The sequence below is a fragment of the Streptomyces sp. S063 genome (assembly GCF_002832675.1).
GTDB lineage: Bacteria > Actinomycetota > Actinomycetes > Streptomycetales > Streptomycetaceae > Streptomyces > Streptomyces sindenensis.
Genome location: NZ_CP021707.1, coordinates 4,105,205 through 4,124,659, shown reverse-complemented (window position 1 = coordinate 4,124,659; position 19,455 = coordinate 4,105,205). Strand labels below are relative to the sequence as shown.

The following is a 19,455-nucleotide window of genomic DNA, read 5'->3' as shown; positions in this document are numbered from 1 at the left end:
AAGGGCCGGATACATCACGGACCCCGCCCCGGGTACCCGGGGCGGGGAACCGTACCTTTGAGGGGTGTACCGGTTCCTGCTGACCCCACGGTGGTGGGGGATCAACCTCTTCGTCGTGCTGGCCATCCCGTTCTGCGTGTTCATGGGCACCTGGCAGCTCGGCCGCTTCGAGGACCGCGTGCAGTCGCACGAACAGGCGGAGAAGGCCCCCGATCCGAGCACCCGGGCCGCGAAACCCCTGGACGAGCTGCTGCCCGTCGACAAGGTGACGTCCGGCCGTCCGGCCACCGCCACCGGAACGTACGCCGACCAGTTCCTGGTGCCCGGCCGTGAGCTGGACGACCGGAAGGGCTTCTACGTCCTGAACATGCTGCGTACGGACAGCGGCAAGGCCCTGCCGGTGGTACGGGGCTGGCTGCCCGGGTCCGCGACCGACGCCCGGGTCCCCGCCGCGCCGAAGGGCGAGGTCACGGTGGTCGGCGACCTCCAGGCCTCCGAGAACACCCACAGCGCCGGCGTGAACGCCCGGGGCGGGCTCCCCTCGGGCCAGGTCGGCATGATCAGCGCGGCGACCCTGGTGAACCTCGTCCCCTACGACGTGTACGACGCCTGGGTGACGCTTCCCGAGGCCGAGGCGGGCGGTGCGGGCGGCGCGATGAAGCCCGTGCCCGCGGCGGCCCCGGAGGGCAGCGGCCTCGATCTGAAGGCCTTCCAGAACCTCGGCTACACGGGTGAGTGGTTCGTCTTCGCCGCGTTCGTGCTCTTCATGTGGTTCCGGCTGGTGCGGCGCGAGGCCGAGGCCGCGCGTGACGTCGCCCTCGGTCTCGTACCGGAGGAACCCGGCGCGGGGTCGCAGGACGCCGAGGAAGGACCGGGAACCCGGGAGGGTCCGGAGAGCGCCGCGAAGGGCGCCCCCGAGGACCCGTCCGCGCCGGACTACGACGTGGCGAGCACGCCCGTCCGGTAGATCGTGCCCGAGCAGGCGTTGGGAATCTCCGTCTGCGCGGTGGGCGCTCCCGACTCCGGGGTGTGCGTCACGGCGACGCTGCCCTCGGCCGTGGTCCCGCCGCCGTCCTCGTACAGCGACTGCGTGTCCACACCGGACTGGTTCTCGGGGGCCTCGCCGTCGGTGCCGCCCGCGCCGTCCGCCGACGGGCTCGGGGTCGGTGAGGGGCCCACGGTCGGACAGGTGTCGGTCGGCACCCAGGCGAACCGCACCTCGTACGCCATGGCCGGCTTCAGCAGCACCGTGCCCGGCTCCTGGGACGGGTCGGGCAGGCCGGGGGCCGCGTCGCCCGCGGCGTGCTGGACCACGACGATCTTCTGCGAGTCGGCGGCGCCGAGGGCGGTGAAGCCCACGGTGCCGTTGCTGCTGACCGCGCAGTCCGTGCCGGACACGTTGGCGATCCTGAAGCTGCCGTAGACCGTGCCGTCGGCCCCCGGCGCGTCGGTGCTCGCGGACGCGACGCCGAGCTGGCCGGGGTCGCAGACGGGCACGGACGCCAGGTCCGCGCTCGGGGAGCCGGACTCCTTGCCCGTCACCGCCCCGTCGGGGTCGCTCCCCTCGCCCCGGGAGGGGCTGGGGTCCGGGGCGGCCTCGCCCTTGCCGCCCTCGCTCTCGCGCTCGGTGGGCCGCACGCTCCGCCGGCCCGGCTCCTCGGGGCCCGGCTCTTCCCCGTTGCCGCCCTGGGCCTGCTCGCCGTGGCCGGCGATGGCGGGGCGGGCGGTGGAGGAGCCGTCCGAGGCCGCGACGTGGACGAAGGCGGGGACGGCGGTACCGATCAGCAGGACCGCCGCGGCCGCCCCGACGACAGCCTGCCGCCGCCGGGCCCGGCGGGCGGGAACGGCACGGTGGAGATGGTCGAGGGTCCCCTCGGAGGGGGCGATGTCGCGGACCGCACCGTGCAGCATGCGGCGCAGGGCCACTTCGTCCAGCTCGCCGGACCGGTCGGAGACGGACCGGTGGGATGCGGGGGCGCGTCTGTCGTCGGCGAAGAGGTCGGTCAGCGTGGCGAGGAAGTCGTCGTCGTCGGACTCCGTACCCGCGTCCGCGCCGCCGCCCGCCGGGGCCTCCGCGACCGGGTCCGCAGAGGCCGCGTCCGCCGGGGCCTTCGCAGCCGGGTCCGACACGGTCGGCGAGGCCGCCTTCGGCCCCGGGTCCCGCTCGTCGGGGTCCTCGGCGGACTCGCTGTCCACGCGCGCGGGCGGCGAGTCCGGTTCCGGCGCACCGCTCCCTCCGGAGCCCTCGCCCTCGCCCTGCGATCGGTCCGGATCGGTGTGCGGAGTCTTCTCCGGCCCGTCGTTCACCATTCCGCTTCCCGTCGGGTCAGTCTCGTGCCTGTGCTCAGGAATGTCGGGACGCGGCTCGGGGCCCTGCCCCGGGCGCTGATCCGGCCGCCCGCTCATGTCTGGGCCTCCATCACCACACGCAGCGCCGCGATGCCCCGCGAACCGTACGCCTTCACCGAGCCCAGCGAGACCCCCAGCGTCTCGGCGACCTGGGCCTCCGTCATGTCCGCGAAGTAGCGCAGCACCAGCACCTCGCGCTGGCGTCGCTGGAGCCCCTTCATGGCCTTGATCAGCGCATCCCGCTCCAGCTGGTCGTACGCGCCCTCCTCCGCGCTCGCCATGTCCGGCATCGGCTTGGAGAGCAGCTTCAGCCCGAGGATGCGGCGGCGCAGTGCGGAGCGCGAGAGGTTGACGACGGTCTGCCGGAGGTAGGCCAGGGTCTTCTCGGGCTCACGGACCCGGTTGCGCGCGGAGTGCACCCGGATGAACGCCTCCTGCACCACGTCCTCGCAGGACGCGGTGTCGTCCAGCAGCAGGGCCGCGAGGCCGAGCAGGGAGCGGTAGTGGGCGCGGTAGGTCTCGGTGAGATGGTCGACCGTGGTTCCTGCTGCCACCGTCTCGTCAGCACCCCCGCGCTGCGCGGGCAGCGAGGCCGGGCGCGCAGCGGGCATGGGCGCGATCACCGGCATGCCGCCGGGCGCGCGGGGCCGCCGGAGCGGGCGCACCGAAGCGCCTCGCAACGGGCCCACCACTGTGATGTCGAGAACCTCTGCCACGCCTGTTGGACACGCTGCCCCCCGTCAGGGTTGTACGCGGACGGCGCCACGTTCGACGCTGTGCGACATGCCCTCATACGTACCTGCTCTTCCCCAAATGCCCCGTTACGGCGTCTGGCCACGCACAAAGTGACGGCATAGACGCAACCCGGCCGAGGTGCGGTTGCAGAAGGCCGGGAGATCATCGTCGGACATGACAACGTCCCAGCTCAAGAGGTTCAGACCAGCGAATTCCTCATAGGGCGTTCACAGATCCTACAAAACAGGTTCGATCATCACCGGGGGAATTCGGCGGCGACGGATTCGGCGATCTGCGCCACGTTCAAAGCCGCGCCTTTTCGGAGATTGTCCCCGCAAAGGAACATTTCCAGGACGTGCGGGTCGTCCATCGACCGCCGGACGCGGCCGACCCAGGTGGGATCGGTGCCGACCACGTCGGACGGGGTGGGGAAGTCCCCCGAGGCCGGGCTGTCGAACAGGACCACGCCGGGGGCGGTCGCCAGGATCTCGTGCGCCTTGCCGACCGCGACCTCGTTCTCGAAGCGGGCGTGGACGGACATCGAGTGGGTGGCGACGACCGGGACGTACACGCAGGTCGCGGTGGTCTTCAGGTCCGGCATGCCCAGCACCTTGCGGCACTCCTCGCGGATGGCGATCTCCTCGGAGGACCAGCCGTCCCCGGCGTCCGTACCGGCCCAGGGCACCACGTTCAGGGCGATCGGCGCGGCGAACGGGCTGTCCGCCGTGGCGGCCTCGTCCCCCAGGGTCCGGCGTACGTCTCCGGGCTGGGTGCCCAGTTCCGTACCGGCGACCAGGGCGAGCTGTTCGCGCAGGGCGGCGACGCCGTCCCGGCCCGCACCGCTGACGGCCTGGTAGGAGGAGACGATGAGCTCGCGCAGCCCGAACTCGGCGTGCAGGGCGCCGACCGCGACGATCAGCGACAGCGTGGTGCAGTTCGGGGACGCGACGATGCCGCGCGGCCTGAGCCGTGCGGCATGGGCGTTGATCTCGGGGACGACGAGCGGAACGTCGTCGTCGAGCCGGAAGGCCGCCGAGTCGTCGATGACGACGACGCCCTTGGCGGCGGCGATCGGGGCCCAGTGGGCGGACACCTCGTCCGGTACGAGGAAGAGGGCGACGTCCACGCCGTCGAAGACGTCCTCGGTGAGGGCCAGCACCTCGCTCTCCTCACCGCGCACGGCCAGCTTGCGGCCGGCCGAGCGCGGTGAGGCGACGAGTCTGACCTCGCCCCAGACGTCCGCGTGCTGCGAGAGGATCCGGAGCATGACACCGCCGATCGCCCCGGTCGCACCGATGACCGCGAGCGAAGGGCGGTGTTCGGTCATCGGCCGGTGCCTCCGTAGACGACGGCCTCGTCGGAGTCGCTGTCGAGCCCGAAGGCGGTGTGCACGGCACGCACGGCCTCGTTGACGTCGTCGGCGCGGGTGACCACCGAGATACGGATCTCGGATGTCGAGATCAGCTCGATGTTGACGCCCGCGTCGGACAGCGCCTCGAAGAAGCCGGCGGTGACGCCCGGGTTGGTCTTCATGCCCGCGCCGACCAGCGAGATCTTGGCGATCTGGTCGTCGTAGCGCAGCGAGTCGAAGCCGATGGAGGCCTTGGTGCGCTCCAGGGCGTCGATGGCCTTGCGGCCCTCGGCCTTGGGCAGGGTGAAGGAGATGTCCGTCAGGCCGGTCGACGCGGCGGAGACGTTCTGCACCACCATGTCGATGTTGACCTCGGCGTCCGCGATGGCACGGAAGATCGCGGCCGCCTCGCCCGGCTTGTCCGGGACGCCGACGACGGTGACCTTGGCCTCCGAGACGTCGTGGGCGACTCCGGAGATGATCGCGTGCTCCACCTTCTGGTCCCCTTGCGGTTCGTTGCTGACCCAGGTTCCGCGCAGTCCGGAGAAGGACGAGCGGACGTGGATCGGGATGTTGTAACGGCGTGCGTACTCGACGCAGCGGTGCAGCAGCACCTTGGAGCCGGACGCGGCCAGCTCCAGCATGTCCTCGAAGGAGATCCAGTCGATCTTCTTCGCCTTCTTCACGACCCGGGGGTCCGCGGTGAAGACGCCGTCGACGTCGGTGTAGATCTCACAGACCTCGGCGTCCAGCGCGGCGGCCAGCGCGACGGCGGTCGTGTCCGACCCGCCGCGGCCGAGGGTGGTGATGTTCTTGCCCTCCTGGCTCACGCCCTGGAACCCGGCGACGATGGCGATGTTGCCCTCGTCGATCGAGGTCCGGATGCGGCCCGGCGTGACGTCGATGATGCGCGCTTTGTTGTGGACCGAGTCGGTGATGACACCGGCCTGGCTGCCCGTGAACGACTGGGCCTCGTGGCCCAGGTTTTTGATCGCCATCGCCAGCAGGGCCATGGAGATCCGCTCACCCGCGGTCAGCAGCATGTCGAACTCCCGACCGGTAGGCATCGGAGACACCTGCTCGGCGAGATCTATCAACTCGTCCGTCGTGTCGCCCATCGCGGACACCACGACAACCACCTGGTTGCCGTTCCTCTTGGCGTCGACGACTCGCTTGGCGACCCGCTTGATGCCCTCGGCATCGGCTACGGAGGAGCCTCCGTACTTCTGCACGACAAGGCCCACGTGCGCTCCTCGCTCAGTCATTACTGCGGTCGGCTCAGTTTAACGAGCAGCCCGGAATCGACCCGTCCATTACCAGATGGTGAGATGTCCCGCTCATCACCCGATACGGCGTGTCGCCCCGAACCGCTCGTAGGAGGCTGTTGCCCAGCCGGACCGCGCACACTCCCGTTTGTGTCCCAGCCCACACGATCCGCAGGAAAAGCGCGAGCCGGGACACGTCCGGTTACGGCAGCTGCCGGATCTCCGTCTCGGACAGCACACCCGCATAGGCGTACACGCTGTCGACCACGCCCTTCAGGTGCTCGCCCCAGCCGTCGGCGGTGCGGCCGCGGCCGAGCTGGAGCCCGCCGGTGCTCTTCCAGGCGGCGTCGAAGGCGGCGGTGCCGCCGTCGGACTCCTTCCACCCGTCGACGTAGAGGGACACCTGGTTCGCCGAGGCGTCGTACGTGAGGGTGACCCGGTGGCCCACCCCGAAGTCCCCGTCCGGCCACTCGATCCGGCGGAGTACGGTCTCCGGCGCATCCGGCTCGTCGGCGTGCGCCAGCACCAGGTCCCAGCTGGAGTTCTCCGGGTCGAAGCGGACCTTGAAGGCGTCGCCGTGTTCCCCGCCCTGCGAGATCGCCGTCATGGGCGCCGCCGGGGCGTCGTCGGTGAGCCGGACGCGGGCGCTGACGGTGAAGCTGCCCGAGGTGTCGACCACCGGGGCGTCCGTGGCCGCGTGGCCCGAGACCCCGTCGAGGCGCAGGTGCCCGTCACCCTCCAGCGGCCAGTCCTGGCCGCATTCCGGGTCCAGCGGGTCGCAGGGGCCGTCGAGGCGGAAGACCGAGGCCCCCGCGCCGAGCTTCAGCGGCGCTCCGCCGCCCGACTCCGGGGCGAGGCCGTCCGGCGCGGTGTCGAGCGCCCAGTGGCCGACCCGCTGCGCGGCACGGGTGGCGAGGGCCGTCAGCTCGTCCGGCACGACGATCCGGTCGTACGCCCGTACGTCACCGATCTCGCCCTTCCAGCGGTCGCGGTAGCCCTGTGCCCCGCGCGCCCGGCCGATCTGGAAGTCTCCCTCGCCCGCCACGGGGACGGCGGCCGTCTCCTCGCCGACCGCGCGGCCGTTGACGTACAGCCGGGCCGTGCCGGTCTCCGCGTCGTACTGGCCGAGTACGTACGCCCAGTCGCCGGTCTCGGGCAGTCCGCCCGTGACCCGGGCCCCGCCGACGGCGAACGACCAGGCGGGGTCGGAGCCGGCCTGCGTCAGCCCCAGGGTGAAGGCGCGGCCCGTACCGGCGTCCTGGGAGAGGACCGTACGGGTGCCGTCCACGCGCGCCGGCCGGACCCAGCCGCCGACGGCGAAGTCCTTCGCGGTGTCGGCGACGACCGGGGCGCCCGGGGTCAGGAAGCCGTGGCCCGTGCCGTCGAGCGAGGCGGTGGAGGTGAGCGGGGTGCCGGAGGGCGCGGGCGCGCCGAACGTGACCCCCGCACCGGCCCGGGCCGCGGTGCCGTTCTCTGCGGCGGCCGAGCGGGAGCCCGCCGCGTCGGCGAGCTTCCACCGGGCCACCGGGGCGGGCCCTTGCCCGATGCGGAACGTGTAGTCGGTGCGCGGGCCGCGGTTGCCCGCCCGGTCCTGCGCCTGGACGGAGAGGACCTGGACGCCGGACCCCTTCGGCACGAAGCTGATCTCGGCCGAACCGTCGGGCCGGATGTCGGCCGTCCTCAGCGGCTCGCCGAGAAAGTGGTAGGCGAAGGCGACGACGTCCTCGGCCTGCGCCGTGAAACGGAAGGTGCCCCGGACCCCGGCGCCGGGCGTCCAGGTGTTGTCGTCCGGATAGTCGGAGGACGTGACGACCGGGGCGTCGGGCAGCGTGCGGTCGTACACGAACTCGCAGGGCGCGCCCGCCCCTTCGCTGCTCCAGGCGGAGGCCCCGTCGTCGTTGACGGCCCGGACCCGCCAGGAGACGACGGTCTCGTCGGGGACGGTGCTCGGCAACTGCCAGCTGAACGGGGCGGTGTCGTGCTTCATGGAGGTGGTCATGGACACGCGCTCCTCGGCGCCGCCCTCACCCTGCCACCAGGCCTCGAACTCGCCCCGGACCTGGCTCGCTTCACCCGGCTGCCCGCCCCCGGGCCCGTACAGCCGCGCCGTCACCTGCGGAACGGTCCCCACGTACGGCCGGTCCTCCCCGGTGACGCATTCCGCGCCGCCCACCGCCAGATCGGCGATCCGCGGCTGCTTCGGCGGAAGCCCGGCACCCGCCGCCGCCAGTACGGTGCCCGGCGTCGCCAGCACCGTCCCGGCGGCGATGACCGCTGCGGCGGCCGCCCGTCTCGCCCGTCCCTGCCCTGTACGTCCTGCACGTCCTGTCATGCGTGTTTCCCTCCCCTGTCCGGCCCTTGAAGATCGGACTCCAAGAGCTGAGGGAGACTAACAACCGCCCGCGCCGACCGCCCCCGGATATCCGGGCGGCCGGGGTGACCGGGACCGGGGCGACCGGCTCAGCCCGCCGTCAGCGTCTCCACGTCGAGGACCTGCGTGTTCTGCGCGGCCGCGATGCGCCAGACCCCGTCGTCCTTGGCGAGCACATAGGTCGGCGTGCCCGGGACCGCCTCGGGCCGGGCGGCCATGAGCTCGGCGGGGTCCTCCTGGCCGTGGAAGATCTCGTCCAGGTATGCGCCTCCGGCACGTTCCGCCGGGCGCTGACGGATCTTCACGGCGGCGATGTCGGGGCGGACGAAGAGAATGAGGTCGGCGGTGTACGTGGCGATCACCGGCGAATCCGCCTGCGGGGGCAGCACCTTGCGGGTGAAGGCACTGATCTCCGGCAGCCCGGTCAGCCGCTTGCCGTGGGCCGTGGTCCAGATGGCGTCCTCGCGGAAGCCCGCGAGGAAGGCATCGGGATCCGCGTTCAACTGGGCCTCCTGCACACCGGCGACGAACGCGACGATGGCGTCGACGTCCTCCTGCGGGGCCGGGACGCCGATGACGGTGGGCGCGGGGGCCGGTGCGGCGGGGGTGGTGGCGCTCATCGGACATCTCCTTGCGGGGTAAGGCCGTTGGGTCGGCCGTTCGCCCCTGACCCTGTTCCGTCAACCGCGGTTGAGGTCAAGGAGCAATCAACCCGGCGGCGCTCCCCGCACCCGGCTGCCGGAGGACGGCTCGAAACCGGCGGCTTGATCTGAAGGACGGTTGAGGTTCTAGCGTTCCCGGTGTCGAACAGGCGGCGCTCGGCACGCCGTTACCGGACAGAGGGGCGCTCAGCGATGACAGTGGTGGTGACCGGTGCGACCGGGAACATCGGCAGGGAGCTGCTGCGGCAGCTGGCCGTGGACGGGCTCGGGCCCGGTGTCCGGGCGCTGACCCGCGACGCGGCGCGGGTCGGGGCGGCGGTGCCCGACGGGGTGGCTGTGGCGGAAGGTGACCTCGAACGGCCCGAGTCGCTGAAGTCCGCGCTGGACGGGGCGCGTTCACTGTTCCTGGTCTCGGGCGTCGGCGATGACGCCGGAGTTCTGGACGCCGCCCGGCAGGCGGGGGTGGAGCACGTGGTGCTGGTCTCCTCCATCACCGTCGAGACCCATCCGCACCTCGCTCCCGCACGGGCGAATCTCGCCGTCGAACGCCGGCTGCGGGCCGGCGGGATGGCGTGGACCGTGCTGCGGCCGACGCAGTTCGCCTCCAACACCCTCTGGTGGGCACAGTCCGTGCGCGACGAGTCCGTCGTGCGCGTGCCGTACGCGGACGTCGGGCTGCCGGCCGTCCACCCCGCCGACATCGCGTCGGTGGCCCACGCGGCGCTGACCGGACCGGGGCACCGGGGGCGGACGTACCCGCTCACCGGACCGGAGAGGATCTCCCCGCGACAGCAGGCCCACGAGCTGGGGCGGGTGCTGGGCCGGGAGGTGGCCTGCGTCGGAATCGGGAGGGAAGCGGCGTACGGGCCCATGGCCGCGATGATGGGGGCCGAGGTCGCGGACAGCGTCCTCGACCTGATGGGCGGCGACGTCAACGACGCCCTGCTGGCCGTGCACGACACCGTGGCCCGGGTCACCGGCTCGCCCGCCCGCACCTACCGCCGCTGGGCCGAGGAGAACGCCGACGCGTTCCGGTGAACCGGGGTGCGGCGGAGGACGGCGCGGGCGCGAAGGACGGCGGGCGGCAGGCGGCGGCGGACGGCGGGCGGCGGCGGACGGCGGGCGGCGGGCGGCAGGTGGGCGGTTACTTCACCGGCCGCAGCCCCAGCGGCCCCGCGATCTCCTGGAGCATCACACGGCCCGCCTCCTCGGCGAGGTTCTCCTCGCCCGGGTCCTGGTCGGTGTCCAGGCCGTCCAGCTCCGCCAGGGGCTGGCCGAGGCGGATGTGGGCGACCAGGGACTGGAGGGCGCGGAGGGTGGCGGAGGCGGTGGAGCCCCAGTTGGAGAAGTACGAGAACTGCCACCACCACAGCGCCTCGGCGGTGCGGCCCGCCTCGTAGTGCGCGAGGCCGTGGCCGAGGTCGGTGACCAGGTCGGCCAGATCGTCGGAGATGCGGTGCGGGACCGGGGCCTTGCGGGGCTCGTACGGGTCGAAGACCTCGGAGTAGACGTCGATCGGCTCCAGCAGCGCCGCGAACCGCTCGCGCAGCCCGTCCGCGTCCGGCTCCGCGCCCAGGTCCGGCTCGTACCGCTCGTCGGGCAGGACGTCCTCGTACGCGCCGAGGCGGCCGCCGGCCAGCAGGAGCTGCGAGACCTGGAGGAGCAGGACCGGAACAGCCTCTTCCGGCTCGTCGACCTTGGACACCTCGGCGACCGCGACGATGAACGTCTTGATCTGGTCCGCGATCTGGACGGCGAAGTCGCCCGGGTCCTGCGTGACGGAGTTCAGCGTGGCGTCAGACATCGAGGGGACCTCCCGTGGGCGCGGTCACAGACGGTGGAGCGGACGGCAGTACGTGCAGGGGTCCGGGCCCGGGCCCGGACCTGGGGCCTGCGGCGGCGGTCCCGACGTCGGTGTCGGTCTCGGTGTCCTCGGTGTCAGACATCCAGCAGCCGCCTCCCCTCGAAGGCTCGGCCCAGGGTGACCTCGTCGGCGTACTCCAGATCGCCGCCGACCGGCAGACCGCTGGCCAGCCGGGTCACCTTGAGGCCCATCGGCTTGACCATCCGCGCCAGGTACGTCGCGGTGGCCTCGCCCTCCAGATTGGGGTCGGTCGCGAGGATCAGCTCCGTGATCGAGCCGTCCGCGAGCCGCGCCAGCAGCTCGCGGATGCGCAGGTCGTCCGGGCCGACGCCCTCGATGGGGCTGATCGCCCCGCCCAGCACGTGGTAGCGGCCCCGGAACTCCCGTGTCCGCTCGATCGCCACGACGTCCTTGGGCTCCTCGACCACGCAGATGACGCTCGGATCGCGGCGCGCGTCCCGGCAGATCCCGCACCGCTCCTGCTGCGCGACATTGCCGCACACCTCGCAGAACCGGACCTTGTCCTTGACCTCCAGGAGGGCGTGGGCGAGCCGGCGTACGTCGGTGGGCTCGGCCTGCAGGACGTGGAAGGCGATCCGCTGCGCGCTCTTGGGACCGACGCCGGGCAGCCTGCCCAGTTCGTCGATGAGGTCCTGAACAACGCCTTCGTACAACGGAACGCCTTTCTTCGCTTCCTGCTCCGTACCGTAATGGGTACGGGTCGGTACCAGTAGGCCCCGGAGGGCCCGCGGAACCTACGGCCCCGCGGCCGGCCGGGTCAGAACGGCAGACCCGGGATGCCGCCCCCGCCGCGCAGCCCCTGCGCCAGCGGGCCGAGCTTCTCCTGCTGGAGCGCCTGCGCGTTCTCGTTGGCCGCCTGGACGGCCGCGACGACGAGATCGGCCAGCGTCTCGGTGTCCTCCGGGTCCACCGCCTTCGGGTCGATGACCAGGGCGCGCAGCTCGCCGGAGCCGGTCACGGTGGCCTTCACGAGACCGCCGCCCGCCTGTCCGTCGACCTCGGTCCTGGCCAGTTCCTCCTGGGCCGCGGCGAGATCCTGCTGCATCTTCTGGGCCTGCTGGAGCAACTGCTGCATATTGGGCTGGCCACCACCGGGAATCACGGTCACTCCTGGCATTTCGACGACAAATGTTTCGGTAAGCCGAGCCTACGTGCTCCCCGGTCACCGCGCTCCACCCGCCGGGGACCAACTCTTTCGAGTGAGATCTCCGAACCGGCGTGAGGGTTCCTATACCTGACCAGGGGCCCTGCCCAGGCGGGAATCCCGCGATTTCGACCCCGCGGCCCACCATTCGGCGGTAGGAAGGGCATGCACCTCGGCACACGAGCGTGCATGCACGGTGACGCACAGTTACCCCCTGTGCGTCCGTCCCGTCCGTCAGAGTGCAGAGGAGTGCCCCGGTGAGTCAGCCGGAGATGCAGCCCGAGGGGCCGCCCCGCAAGGAGTCCGATGCGGGATCCGGTGAGAACGGAGCTGAGCATTCCACTACGGGAGCCCCGGCCGGGGGCCGGGCCGCCGCCGGGCGCACCGGCGGCCGTGCCGGGTGGCACGCCGGCGGGCGCGATCTGACCGGGCGCCCGTTCCCCCTCGGCGACTGGGGTGAGCCGGCCGAGCGGCTCGACGAGCTCTACCGCTGGGTCGAGACCGGTGCCCTGGACACCGCCGACTGGTATCTGAACGACCGGGTCTGGAAGCGCCGGGCCGCCCGGGCCCTGCGGATCGGCACGGCCGCCGGGGTGGTCGCCGGTGCCGCCCTCCCCTGCTCGACCTGACCGGCACGCTGAGCGGCTCGGCGGGCTGGGGTTATCTGTCGCTGCTGCTGGGGGCCGCCTGCATGGCCTGCGACCGGTACTTCGGCCTCACCTCCGGGTGGATAAGGAATCTGGCCACGGCCCAGGCCGTGCAGCGGCGGCTCCAGGTGCTCCAGTTCGACTGGGCCTCGGAGTGCGTACGGGAGATGCTCGGGCCGACCGAGGGCACGGCCAGCGAGGCGACCGAGCGGTGCCTGGGGGTGCTGCGGAGGTTCTCCGAGGACGTCACGGAGCTGGTGCGGTCGGAGACGGCGGACTGGATGGTGGAGTTCCGGGCGGGACCCGCGCCGATGGGGATGCAGGCCCTGGCGGCGGGGAGCGCGGGCGGGCGGGGGGAGCCGGGGGCGGCGCCGGGGCGGTTCTCGATGCCGTCGGTGGCGGCGCGGCCGAACATGCCGCGGCAGCGGCCGCCGGAGTCGCCGCCCCGGTGAGGTGTTCCCGGGGCCTGCCCCGGGGGCCTGCGCCGGGCCCCCGGCCCTCGGTCGCCGGACGAGCTGGGTTCGGGGGCGTGATGGATGTGGCACCCCGGCCCGTGGGGCGCGAGGGCGGGCCGGGTGTGGCTCAGCTGAAGATGATCATTGAGCCCTGTGCCAGGCTGCGGGTCGCCGCCGCGTGCAGGCCCAGCCAGACGTGGCGTTCGCGGGCGAAGGGGCTGTCGTCGTAGGGCATCGGGTGCGCCGGCTCCTCCAGGGCGGTGGGGCCCGACGGAGGCTGCGGGGCGGCCGGCGGGTTGGCCGGGTCGATGCCGATGGCCGGGGCGACGAACTCCAGCTCCCGCAGCAGTCCGTGCGCGGAGCCGAGGGGGCCGCCGCCCGCCAGGAGGTCGTCGTCGGAGAGCGGGGCCGGGAAGTCCACCGGGACGTACGCCCCGGCGTGGTCGTAGTGCCAGACCAGGTGCGACTGCTGCGCGCCCTGCTCGAACATCTCCAGCAGCTGCTCGTAGTCGCCGTCGAGACCGGCGACCGGGGTGACGGCCAGCCCGCTCAGCTGGAGCAGATAGGCGCGGCGCAGGAAGTGCAGGGCGTCGTAGTCGAACCCGGCCACGGGGGCGACGTCCCCGGTGAGGCCCGGCATGTAGGCGTAGACGGGGACGGGCGGCAGCCCGGCGTCGTTCAGCGCCTTGTCGTAGACGGCGATCTCTTCGGCGAAGGGGTTGTCGGCGCTGTGGCACAGCACGTCGACGAGGGGGACCAGCCACAGGTCACAGGCCACGAAGTCTCGCTCTCGGAAGGGTTAGGGCGATCGTCGGGACAGCGTAATGCGGGGCGAACCTCACGCACAGTGCCCCGGGGATCCCGGAGCCCCCGGGGGCTCCGGAGCCACCGCGGAACCGGGCCCCGGCGGCCCCTCGGCGTTCCTCTCCACGTTCCCCGCCGCCTCGCTCCCCGCCACGCCCCCCTCCGCCTCCCGCGCCTCCAGGCGGTCCGCCCAGGCGAGCGCGTGCCCGTAGTAGGAGCGCATCTCGGCGTGGACCTGCTCGTGGTCGCCGCGGGCGATGGCCTCGACCAGCTCCTCGTGGCCGAACCACAGCACGTTCTCGTCCATGCCGTCGCGGCGCAGCCGGTGCACGGCGAACACCCAGGCCTGGACGCGGAGCCGGGCGAGGAAGTCGGCGATGTACGGGTTGAGGACGAACTGCCCCAGCTCCCGCCAGAACCGCAGGTCGTAGCCGATCAGCACGTCGAGGTCGCCGCCCTTCGCCGCGCGGACCGCCTCCGCGGCGCGGCGGCGGATCGAGGCAAGCCCCTCGGGCCGGACGGCGACCCGTTCGGCGGGGTCGCGGAAGAGGCCCTCGACGACGAGCGCCCGGGCCTCGGCCATCGCGCGGTAGTCGGCGACGGTGAACTCCCGCACCTGGAAGCCCCGGTGCTGGTCGGAGGCGAGGAGCCCCTGGGCGGAGAGGTCGAAGAGCGCCTCGCGGACGGGCGTCGCGGAGACCCCGTACTGCTCGGCGATCTGCTTGACGGTGAACTCGCGGCCCGGCGGCAGGCGGCCCGCCAGCACCTCGTCGCGCAGCGCGTCGGCGATCTGCTGGCGCAGGGTACTGCGCGTCACACCTGCGCTCGGACTCATGCCGACCTCTTCCGTCCGTCCCCGTACGTCCCCGCGTACCCGTCGTGGTTCGGGTCACCCTAAGCCAGGGCCACCGCCGTGCCCGATTCCGGGCACGGCGGGACGACGTACGGGGTCGATCGCGTACGGAATCGGATCGTCCGGTTACTCCGCGTACGGATCGGAAGCGGACACGGGCCGCTCTACGCGCCCTGAACCGTGTACGTGTCGGCCACCGAGAGCGCCACGTCCAGGGCCGCGAGCCCTTCCTTGGCCTCGGCCTCGGAGACGTTGCAGGCGGGGACGGCGTGGGTCCGGTTCATGTTGATGAACGGCCACAGCCCCTGCTTCTTCGCCGCCGCTCCGAAGGCCGCCATCGGGGCGTTGGCCTCGCCCGAGGCGTTGTACGGGACCAGCGGCTCGCGGGTCTCGCGGTTGCGGACCAGCTCCAGCGCCCAGAACGCGCCGAGGCCGCGCACCTCGCCCACCGAGGGGTGCCGTTCGGCGAGTTCGCGGAGGCCGGGCCCGAGGACGGTCTCACCGATCCGGGCGGAGTGCTCGACGACCTTCTCGTCCTCCATCACGCCGATGGTGGCGACGGCGGCGGCGCAGGCCAGCGGGTGGCCGGAGTAGGTGAGGCCGCCGGGGTAGGGGCGGGTCTCGAAGGTCGCGGCGATCTCGGCGCTGATGGCGACGCCGCCGAGCGGTACGTAACCGGAGTTGACGCCCTTGGCGAAGGTCAGCAGGTCCGGCACGACGTCGAAGTGGTCGGCGGCGAACCAGGCGCCGGTGCGGCCGAATCCGGCCATGACCTCGTCGAGGACGAAGACGATCCCGTACCGGTCGCAGATCTCGCGGACGCCGGCGAGGTAGCCCGGCGGCGGGGTCATGATGCCCGCCGTGCCCGGGACGGTCTCCAGGATGATCGCGGCGATGCTGGACGGGCCCTCGAAGGCGATCGTGTCTTCCAGGTGCTGGAGCGCGCGGGCGCACTCCTCGGCCTCGGTCTGCGCGTGGAACGGCGAGCGGTAGAGGAACGGCGCCCAGAAGCGGACGACACCCGCCGAGCCGTTGTCGGAGGGCCAGCGGCGCGGGTCCCCGGTGAGGTTGATCGCAGTGGAGGTGGCGCCGTGGTACGAGCGGTAGGCGGAGAGCACCTTGGGACGGCCGGTGTGCAGCCGGGCCATGCGGACGGCGTTCTCGACGGCCTCGGCCCCGCCGTTGGTGAAGAAGATCTTGTCCAGGTCACCGGGGGTGCGCTCGGCGATGAGGCGTGCGGCCTCGGAGCGCGACTCGACGGCGAACGCGGGCGCGAAGGTGGCGAGCTTGCCCGCCTGCTCCTGGATCGCGGCGATCACGGTGGGGTGCTGGTAGCCGATGTTGGTGTAGACGAGCCCGCTGGTGAAGTCGAGGTAGCGGTTGCCGTCGTAGTCCCAGAAGTAGGACCCCTCGGCGCCGGCGACGGCGAGCGGGTCGATGAGGCCCTGGGCGGACCAGGAGTGGAACACGTGCGCGCGGTCCGCGGCCTTCACGGCCGCACCGGCCGCGGGGTCGGCGTACGGGGCATGAGGGGCATGAGGGGTCATGCGGCCGAGCGTAAGTGCTGGTGGGGGGTGGCCTCCATGGCCACCTTGTACGGCCTGGGCCGGATGGTTCGGCAAGGTGTCGCCCTCGCCCCTCACCTCCGCCCCCTCACTCCCCTCACCTTTCACCCTCCACACCTTTGACAGCATGCTGTCGATATGACAGCCTTCTGTCATCGAGTCGAGGAGGTCATCATGACCAGCAGCAGCGCCACCACCGTGCATCTCGCCGTTTACGACACCTTCGCCGACTGGGAGACGGGGTACACGACCGCCCATCTCACGCAGAACGGCTACACCGTGCGGACCGTGGGGCTCTCCCGCGAGCCGGTGACGACCATGGGCGGCCTGCGCGTCCAGCCCGATCTGGCGCTGGACGAACTGCGGCCGCAGGACAGCGCGTTGCTGATCCTGACCGGCGCGGCCGGCTGGGACACGGGCGAGGCGCTGAGCCCCTTCGCGCGAGCGGCCCGCTCCTTCCTGGACGCGGGAGTGCCGGTCGCGGCGATCTGCGGGGCGACGGCCGGACTGGCCCGCGAGGGGCTGCTGGACGACCGGGCGCACACGAGCGCGGTCTCCTTCTACCTCGCGGCGACGGGGTACGCGGGCGGCGAGCGGTACGTGGAGGTGGACGCGGTCACGGACGCCGGGAGGGACGGGGCCGGGCGCCTGATCACGGCCGGGCCGACGGAGCCGGTGGCGTTCGCGCGGGAGGTCTTCGCGCTGCTCGGGGTGTACGACGAGAAGAAGCTGGACGCGTGGTACCGGCTGTTCCACGACTCGGACGCGAGCGCGTACGAGGTGTTGCAGGGTGAGTAGCGAGGGGGCGCGGAGTCTCCCGTCCGAGCAGGAGCTGCTGAGCCGGGCGGCGCTGACGGTGTTCCGGCTGAACGGCCAGTTCCTGTCGGTGGCTGACGAGTTGGCGCGGCCGGGGGGCCTCACGTCGGCCTGGTGGCAGGTGCTGGGGGCGGTGCTGGTGGAGCCGTTGCCGGTGGCGGGGATCGCCCGGACGATGGGGATCACCCGGCAGAGCGTGCAGCGGATCGCGGATCTCCTGGTCGAGCGGGGCCTCGCGGAGTACGCGGAGAACCCGGCCCACCGCCGCGCGAAGCTGTTGCGGGCGACGGGGGCGGGGCGCGACGCGGTGTCCCGGATCGGCCGGCCCCACGCGGAGTTCGCCGCGCGGCTGGCCGGGGAGGTGGGGGCGGCGGACCTGGCGGAGACGGTGGGAGCACTGGAACGCCTGTCGGAAGCCCTGGAGACCTTGTCCACTTCGGACCGGGGCACTTCCGGCCCGCCCGGCGCCCAGGCCGCGGACCGCGGTGCTTCGAGCCCGTCCGGCGATGGAGGACGGAACCCTTGATCACACGAGGGCGGTGCGCGGGCCGGGGCGGACCCCGGAGTACCCGGTACGTTCAGCCCGAGCCCCGCCACCTCGACCGCCCTGTCCTCGAACGCCGGACGGGCTGAGGGTCGGCGCCAGGCGGGCTGGGGGCGGTGCGGGGTCCGGCGCTATTCTCGTGCGGGCCGCACGGGGGAGGAAGCGCACCATGGACCAGCTCGGGCCCGACGACCCGCACCGCATCGGCGCGTACCGGCTCCTCGGCCGACTCGGCGAGGGCGGCATGGGCCAGGTCTTCCTCGCCCGTTCCGACCGCGGCCGCACCGTCGCTCTCAAGCTCGTCCGCCGCGAGCTCGCCGAGCGGCCCGAGTTCCGCGCCCGCTTCCGCCAGGAGGTGCACGCCGCGCACCGGGTCGGCGGCGCCTGGACCGCCCCGGTGCTGGACTCCGACACCGAGGCCCCCGTCCCGTGGGTCGCCACCGGTTACGTCGCCGGGCCCTCCCTCCAGCGCGTCGTCTCGGGCCGCCCCGGCGCCCCGGTCACGGCCTCGGGGGCGTACGGGCCGCTGCCGGCCCGTTCCGTACGGCTCCTGGGGTCCGGGCTCGCCCACGCCCTCCAGCACATCCACGGGGCCGGGCTCATCCACCGGGACCTGAAGCCCTCCAACGTCCTGATGACCATCGACGGGCCCCGGGTCATCGACTTCGGCATCGCCCGCGCCCTGGAGTCCGTGGCCGACGGCGATCTGACCCGCACCGGGGTCCTGGTCGGCTCGCCCGGGTTCATGGCCCCGGAGCAGGTGCGCGGCGAGCGCGTGACCACCGCGTGCGACGTGTTCTGCCTCGGGTCCGTCCTCGCGTACGCCGCGTCGGGCCGGCTGCCGTTCGGTACGGCGGACAGCGGCGGGGTCCATTCCCTGATGTTCCGGATCGCCCAGGAGGACCCGGACCTGACCGGGGTCCCGGAGGAGCTGGCCGACGTCGTCCGGGACTGCCTGGCGAAAGAACCGGCGGACCGCCCCGGTACGGACGAGATCCTGGCCCGCCTGGGCGAGGCGGACGCGGACGATCCCTGGCTGCCCGCCACCCTCCTCGCCCAACTCGGCCGTCAGGCGGTGGGGTTGCTCGACGCGGAGGATCCGGAAGACCCGGAGGAGCTGGAGGAGCCTGGAGCCACGGAAGGCCCGAGAGGCCGGGGAGGCCCGGACGTGCCGACGGCCTCCGCGCATCCGGCAGCCCCGCAGGAGCCCGAGGGCCCGCGCACCCCGGCGAGCCCTCCGACGCCCGCGCCGCCCACCGCCCCGATACCGCCCTGGCCCCACCCGCACGCGTCGCACCACCCGCCGTACGGCGCCCCCGCCCAACACCCCATCGCCCCGGCCCACTTCGCCGCCACGCCTCCCCCGGCCGCCCGCGAACGCCGCTCCGCCGGTGCCACCGTCGCGCTCATAGCCGTCGCCGCGATCGTGGCGACAGGGGCGGGCGGATCGGTGTACGCGTTCATGAAGGGCGACGGGCCGGGCACGACCGTCTCCCCCGGCCCCTCGGGCTCCAGCGACGCGGGCAGCGGCGGCAAGGGGCAGCAGGGAGCCGGCGAAGGAGCCGTCCCCGAAGGGTTCCTCGGCACCTGGTCCGGCTCCATACCGGGCCAACAGGGCATATCCACCCGTACGTTGACCATCCGGCAGGGCGACGTCGGCGACCAGGTCCTCGCCCTCACCGCCGAGGGGCCCCTCGCCTCCGGATCCACGTATCACTGCGAGTTCAGCGCCCCGCTCGCCGACCGCCCCGCCGGGAACGGCCCGGTCCGCATCGGCCCCTCCACGGTGTCCTCCGGGAGCCCGGCCTCCTCCTGCTCCCCCGGGAAGCCCACCGATCTCACTCTGCTCCCGGACGGCACCCTGCGCCGCACCACGACCGGCACGGGCGAGAGCCTGATCTACACCAAGGCGGACTGAGGACGCGGAACGGCGTACCCGTTACGCCCCGACCCGTACCGCGCGCCGGCGCGACCGAGCCCGAGCGAGCGCATGACCGGCCCCCGTGCCC

At 72.9% G+C, this 19,455-nt stretch carries 17 protein-coding genes and 1 pseudogene; 6 read left to right on the top strand and 12 right to left on the bottom strand.

Annotation, left to right across the window (positions count from 1 at the left end; all coding sequences use genetic code 11):
• Positions 1 to 64: 64 nt before the first annotated feature.
• Positions 65 to 967, top strand: a complete 903-nt coding sequence (locus CCZ36_RS19035) for an SURF1 family protein (protein WP_128818190.1) — start codon at positions 65 to 67, stop codon at positions 965 to 967.
• Here the strand turns inward: CCZ36_RS19035 and CCZ36_RS19030 are convergent.
• The 6 genes from CCZ36_RS19030 to CCZ36_RS19005 form a co-directional block, all read right to left on the bottom strand.
• The gene (locus CCZ36_RS19030; protein ID WP_128819614.1) at positions 937 to 2,307 is read right to left on the bottom strand and encodes a hypothetical protein; all 1,371 of its coding nucleotides are present in this window, start codon (positions 2,305 to 2,307) and stop codon (positions 937 to 939) included. The two genes, CCZ36_RS19035 and CCZ36_RS19030, sit on opposite strands and share 31 nt — an antisense overlap.
• A 95-nt stretch (positions 2,308 to 2,402) precedes the next feature.
• Positions 2,403 to 2,978, bottom strand: a complete 576-nt coding sequence (locus CCZ36_RS19025) for a SigE family RNA polymerase sigma factor (protein ID WP_032766995.1) — start codon at positions 2,976 to 2,978, stop codon at positions 2,403 to 2,405.
• A gap of 362 nt (positions 2,979 to 3,340) precedes the next feature.
• Positions 3,341 to 4,411, bottom strand: coding sequence for an aspartate-semialdehyde dehydrogenase (locus tag CCZ36_RS19020; protein ID WP_069735540.1), 1,071 nt, complete (start codon positions 4,409 to 4,411; stop codon positions 3,341 to 3,343).
• Positions 4,408 to 5,679, bottom strand: a complete 1,272-nt coding sequence (locus tag CCZ36_RS19015) for an aspartate kinase (protein WP_006126378.1) — start codon at positions 5,677 to 5,679, stop codon at positions 4,408 to 4,410. Before CCZ36_RS19015 ends, CCZ36_RS19020 begins: the two co-directional genes overlap by 4 nt.
• A gap of 223 nt (positions 5,680 to 5,902) precedes the next feature.
• Positions 5,903 to 8,032 (bottom strand): LamG domain-containing protein, encoded by a 2,130-nt coding sequence (locus CCZ36_RS19010; RefSeq protein ID WP_237302697.1) that lies wholly within the window; start codon positions 8,030 to 8,032, stop codon positions 5,903 to 5,905.
• 128 nt (positions 8,033 to 8,160) lie between these two features.
• A complete protein-coding gene (locus CCZ36_RS19005) occupies positions 8,161 to 8,691 on the bottom strand; it encodes an SgcJ/EcaC family oxidoreductase (RefSeq protein ID WP_128818189.1) in 531 nt (176 codons plus the stop codon).
• Between the two features lie 234 nt (positions 8,692 to 8,925).
• Here CCZ36_RS19005 and CCZ36_RS19000 point away from each other — a divergent pair, with 234 nt between their 5' ends.
• Positions 8,926 to 9,771 carry an NAD(P)H-binding protein gene (locus tag CCZ36_RS19000; protein WP_128818188.1) on the top strand — a complete coding sequence of 282 codons (846 nt, stop codon included), beginning with the start codon at positions 8,926 to 8,928 and terminating at the stop codon, positions 9,769 to 9,771.
• A 106-nt stretch (positions 9,772 to 9,877) separates the two neighbouring features.
• On the opposite strand, the gene CCZ36_RS18995 is transcribed toward CCZ36_RS19000, so the two are convergent.
• The 3 genes from CCZ36_RS18995 to CCZ36_RS18985 all read right to left on the bottom strand — a co-directional run bounded on the left by CCZ36_RS18995 (position 9,878) and on the right by CCZ36_RS18985 (position 11,720).
• Positions 9,878 to 10,537: a DUF5063 domain-containing protein gene (locus CCZ36_RS18995; protein ID WP_069735543.1), complete on the bottom strand. Its 660-nt coding sequence runs from the start codon at positions 10,535 to 10,537 to the stop codon at positions 9,878 to 9,880.
• 134 nt (positions 10,538 to 10,671) lie between these two features.
• Positions 10,672 to 11,271 (bottom strand): recombination mediator RecR, encoded by a 600-nt coding sequence (gene recR / locus CCZ36_RS18990; RefSeq protein WP_065487966.1) that lies wholly within the window; start codon positions 11,269 to 11,271, stop codon positions 10,672 to 10,674.
• A 104-nt stretch (positions 11,272 to 11,375) separates the two neighbouring features.
• Entirely contained in the window at positions 11,376 to 11,720 is a 345-nt protein-coding gene (locus CCZ36_RS18985) for a YbaB/EbfC family nucleoid-associated protein (RefSeq protein WP_128819610.1), read from the bottom strand.
• Positions 11,721 to 12,019: 299 nt separating this feature from the next.
• Here CCZ36_RS18985 and CCZ36_RS18980 point away from each other — a divergent pair.
• Positions 12,020 to 12,861: pseudogene (locus CCZ36_RS18980) on the top strand (SLATT domain-containing protein).
• A gap of 130 nt (positions 12,862 to 12,991) precedes the next feature.
• On the opposite strand, the gene CCZ36_RS18975 reads toward CCZ36_RS18980, so the two are convergent.
• The 3 genes from CCZ36_RS18975 to CCZ36_RS18965 form a co-directional block, all read right to left on the bottom strand.
• Positions 12,992 to 13,642, bottom strand: a complete 651-nt coding sequence (locus CCZ36_RS18975; RefSeq protein ID WP_069735545.1) for a hypothetical protein — start codon at positions 13,640 to 13,642, stop codon at positions 12,992 to 12,994.
• Between the two features lie 60 nt (positions 13,643 to 13,702).
• On the bottom strand, positions 13,703 to 14,503 hold the full coding sequence (locus tag CCZ36_RS18970; protein WP_069735546.1) for a GntR family transcriptional regulator: 801 nt from the start codon (positions 14,501 to 14,503) through the stop codon (positions 13,703 to 13,705).
• 182 nt (positions 14,504 to 14,685) lie between these two features.
• Positions 14,686 to 16,068: an aspartate aminotransferase family protein gene (locus CCZ36_RS18965; protein WP_128818187.1), complete on the bottom strand. Its 1,383-nt coding sequence runs from the start codon at positions 16,066 to 16,068 to the stop codon at positions 14,686 to 14,688.
• Between the two features lie 192 nt (positions 16,069 to 16,260).
• Here CCZ36_RS18965 and CCZ36_RS18960 point away from each other — a divergent pair, with 192 nt between their 5' ends.
• From CCZ36_RS18960 to CCZ36_RS18950, 3 genes are all read left to right on the top strand, one after another.
• Positions 16,261 to 16,884, top strand: coding sequence for a DJ-1/PfpI family protein (locus CCZ36_RS18960; RefSeq protein WP_128818186.1), 624 nt, complete (start codon positions 16,261 to 16,263; stop codon positions 16,882 to 16,884).
• A complete protein-coding gene (locus tag CCZ36_RS18955) occupies positions 16,877 to 17,428 on the top strand; it encodes a MarR family winged helix-turn-helix transcriptional regulator (protein ID WP_128818185.1) in 552 nt (183 codons plus the stop codon). The genes CCZ36_RS18960 and CCZ36_RS18955 overlap by 8 nt, the downstream gene beginning before the upstream one ends.
• A 187-nt stretch (positions 17,429 to 17,615) precedes the next feature.
• Positions 17,616 to 19,364, top strand: coding sequence for a serine/threonine-protein kinase (locus tag CCZ36_RS18950; RefSeq protein WP_128818184.1), 1,749 nt, complete (start codon positions 17,616 to 17,618; stop codon positions 19,362 to 19,364).
• Positions 19,365 to 19,455 lie beyond the last annotated feature (91 nt).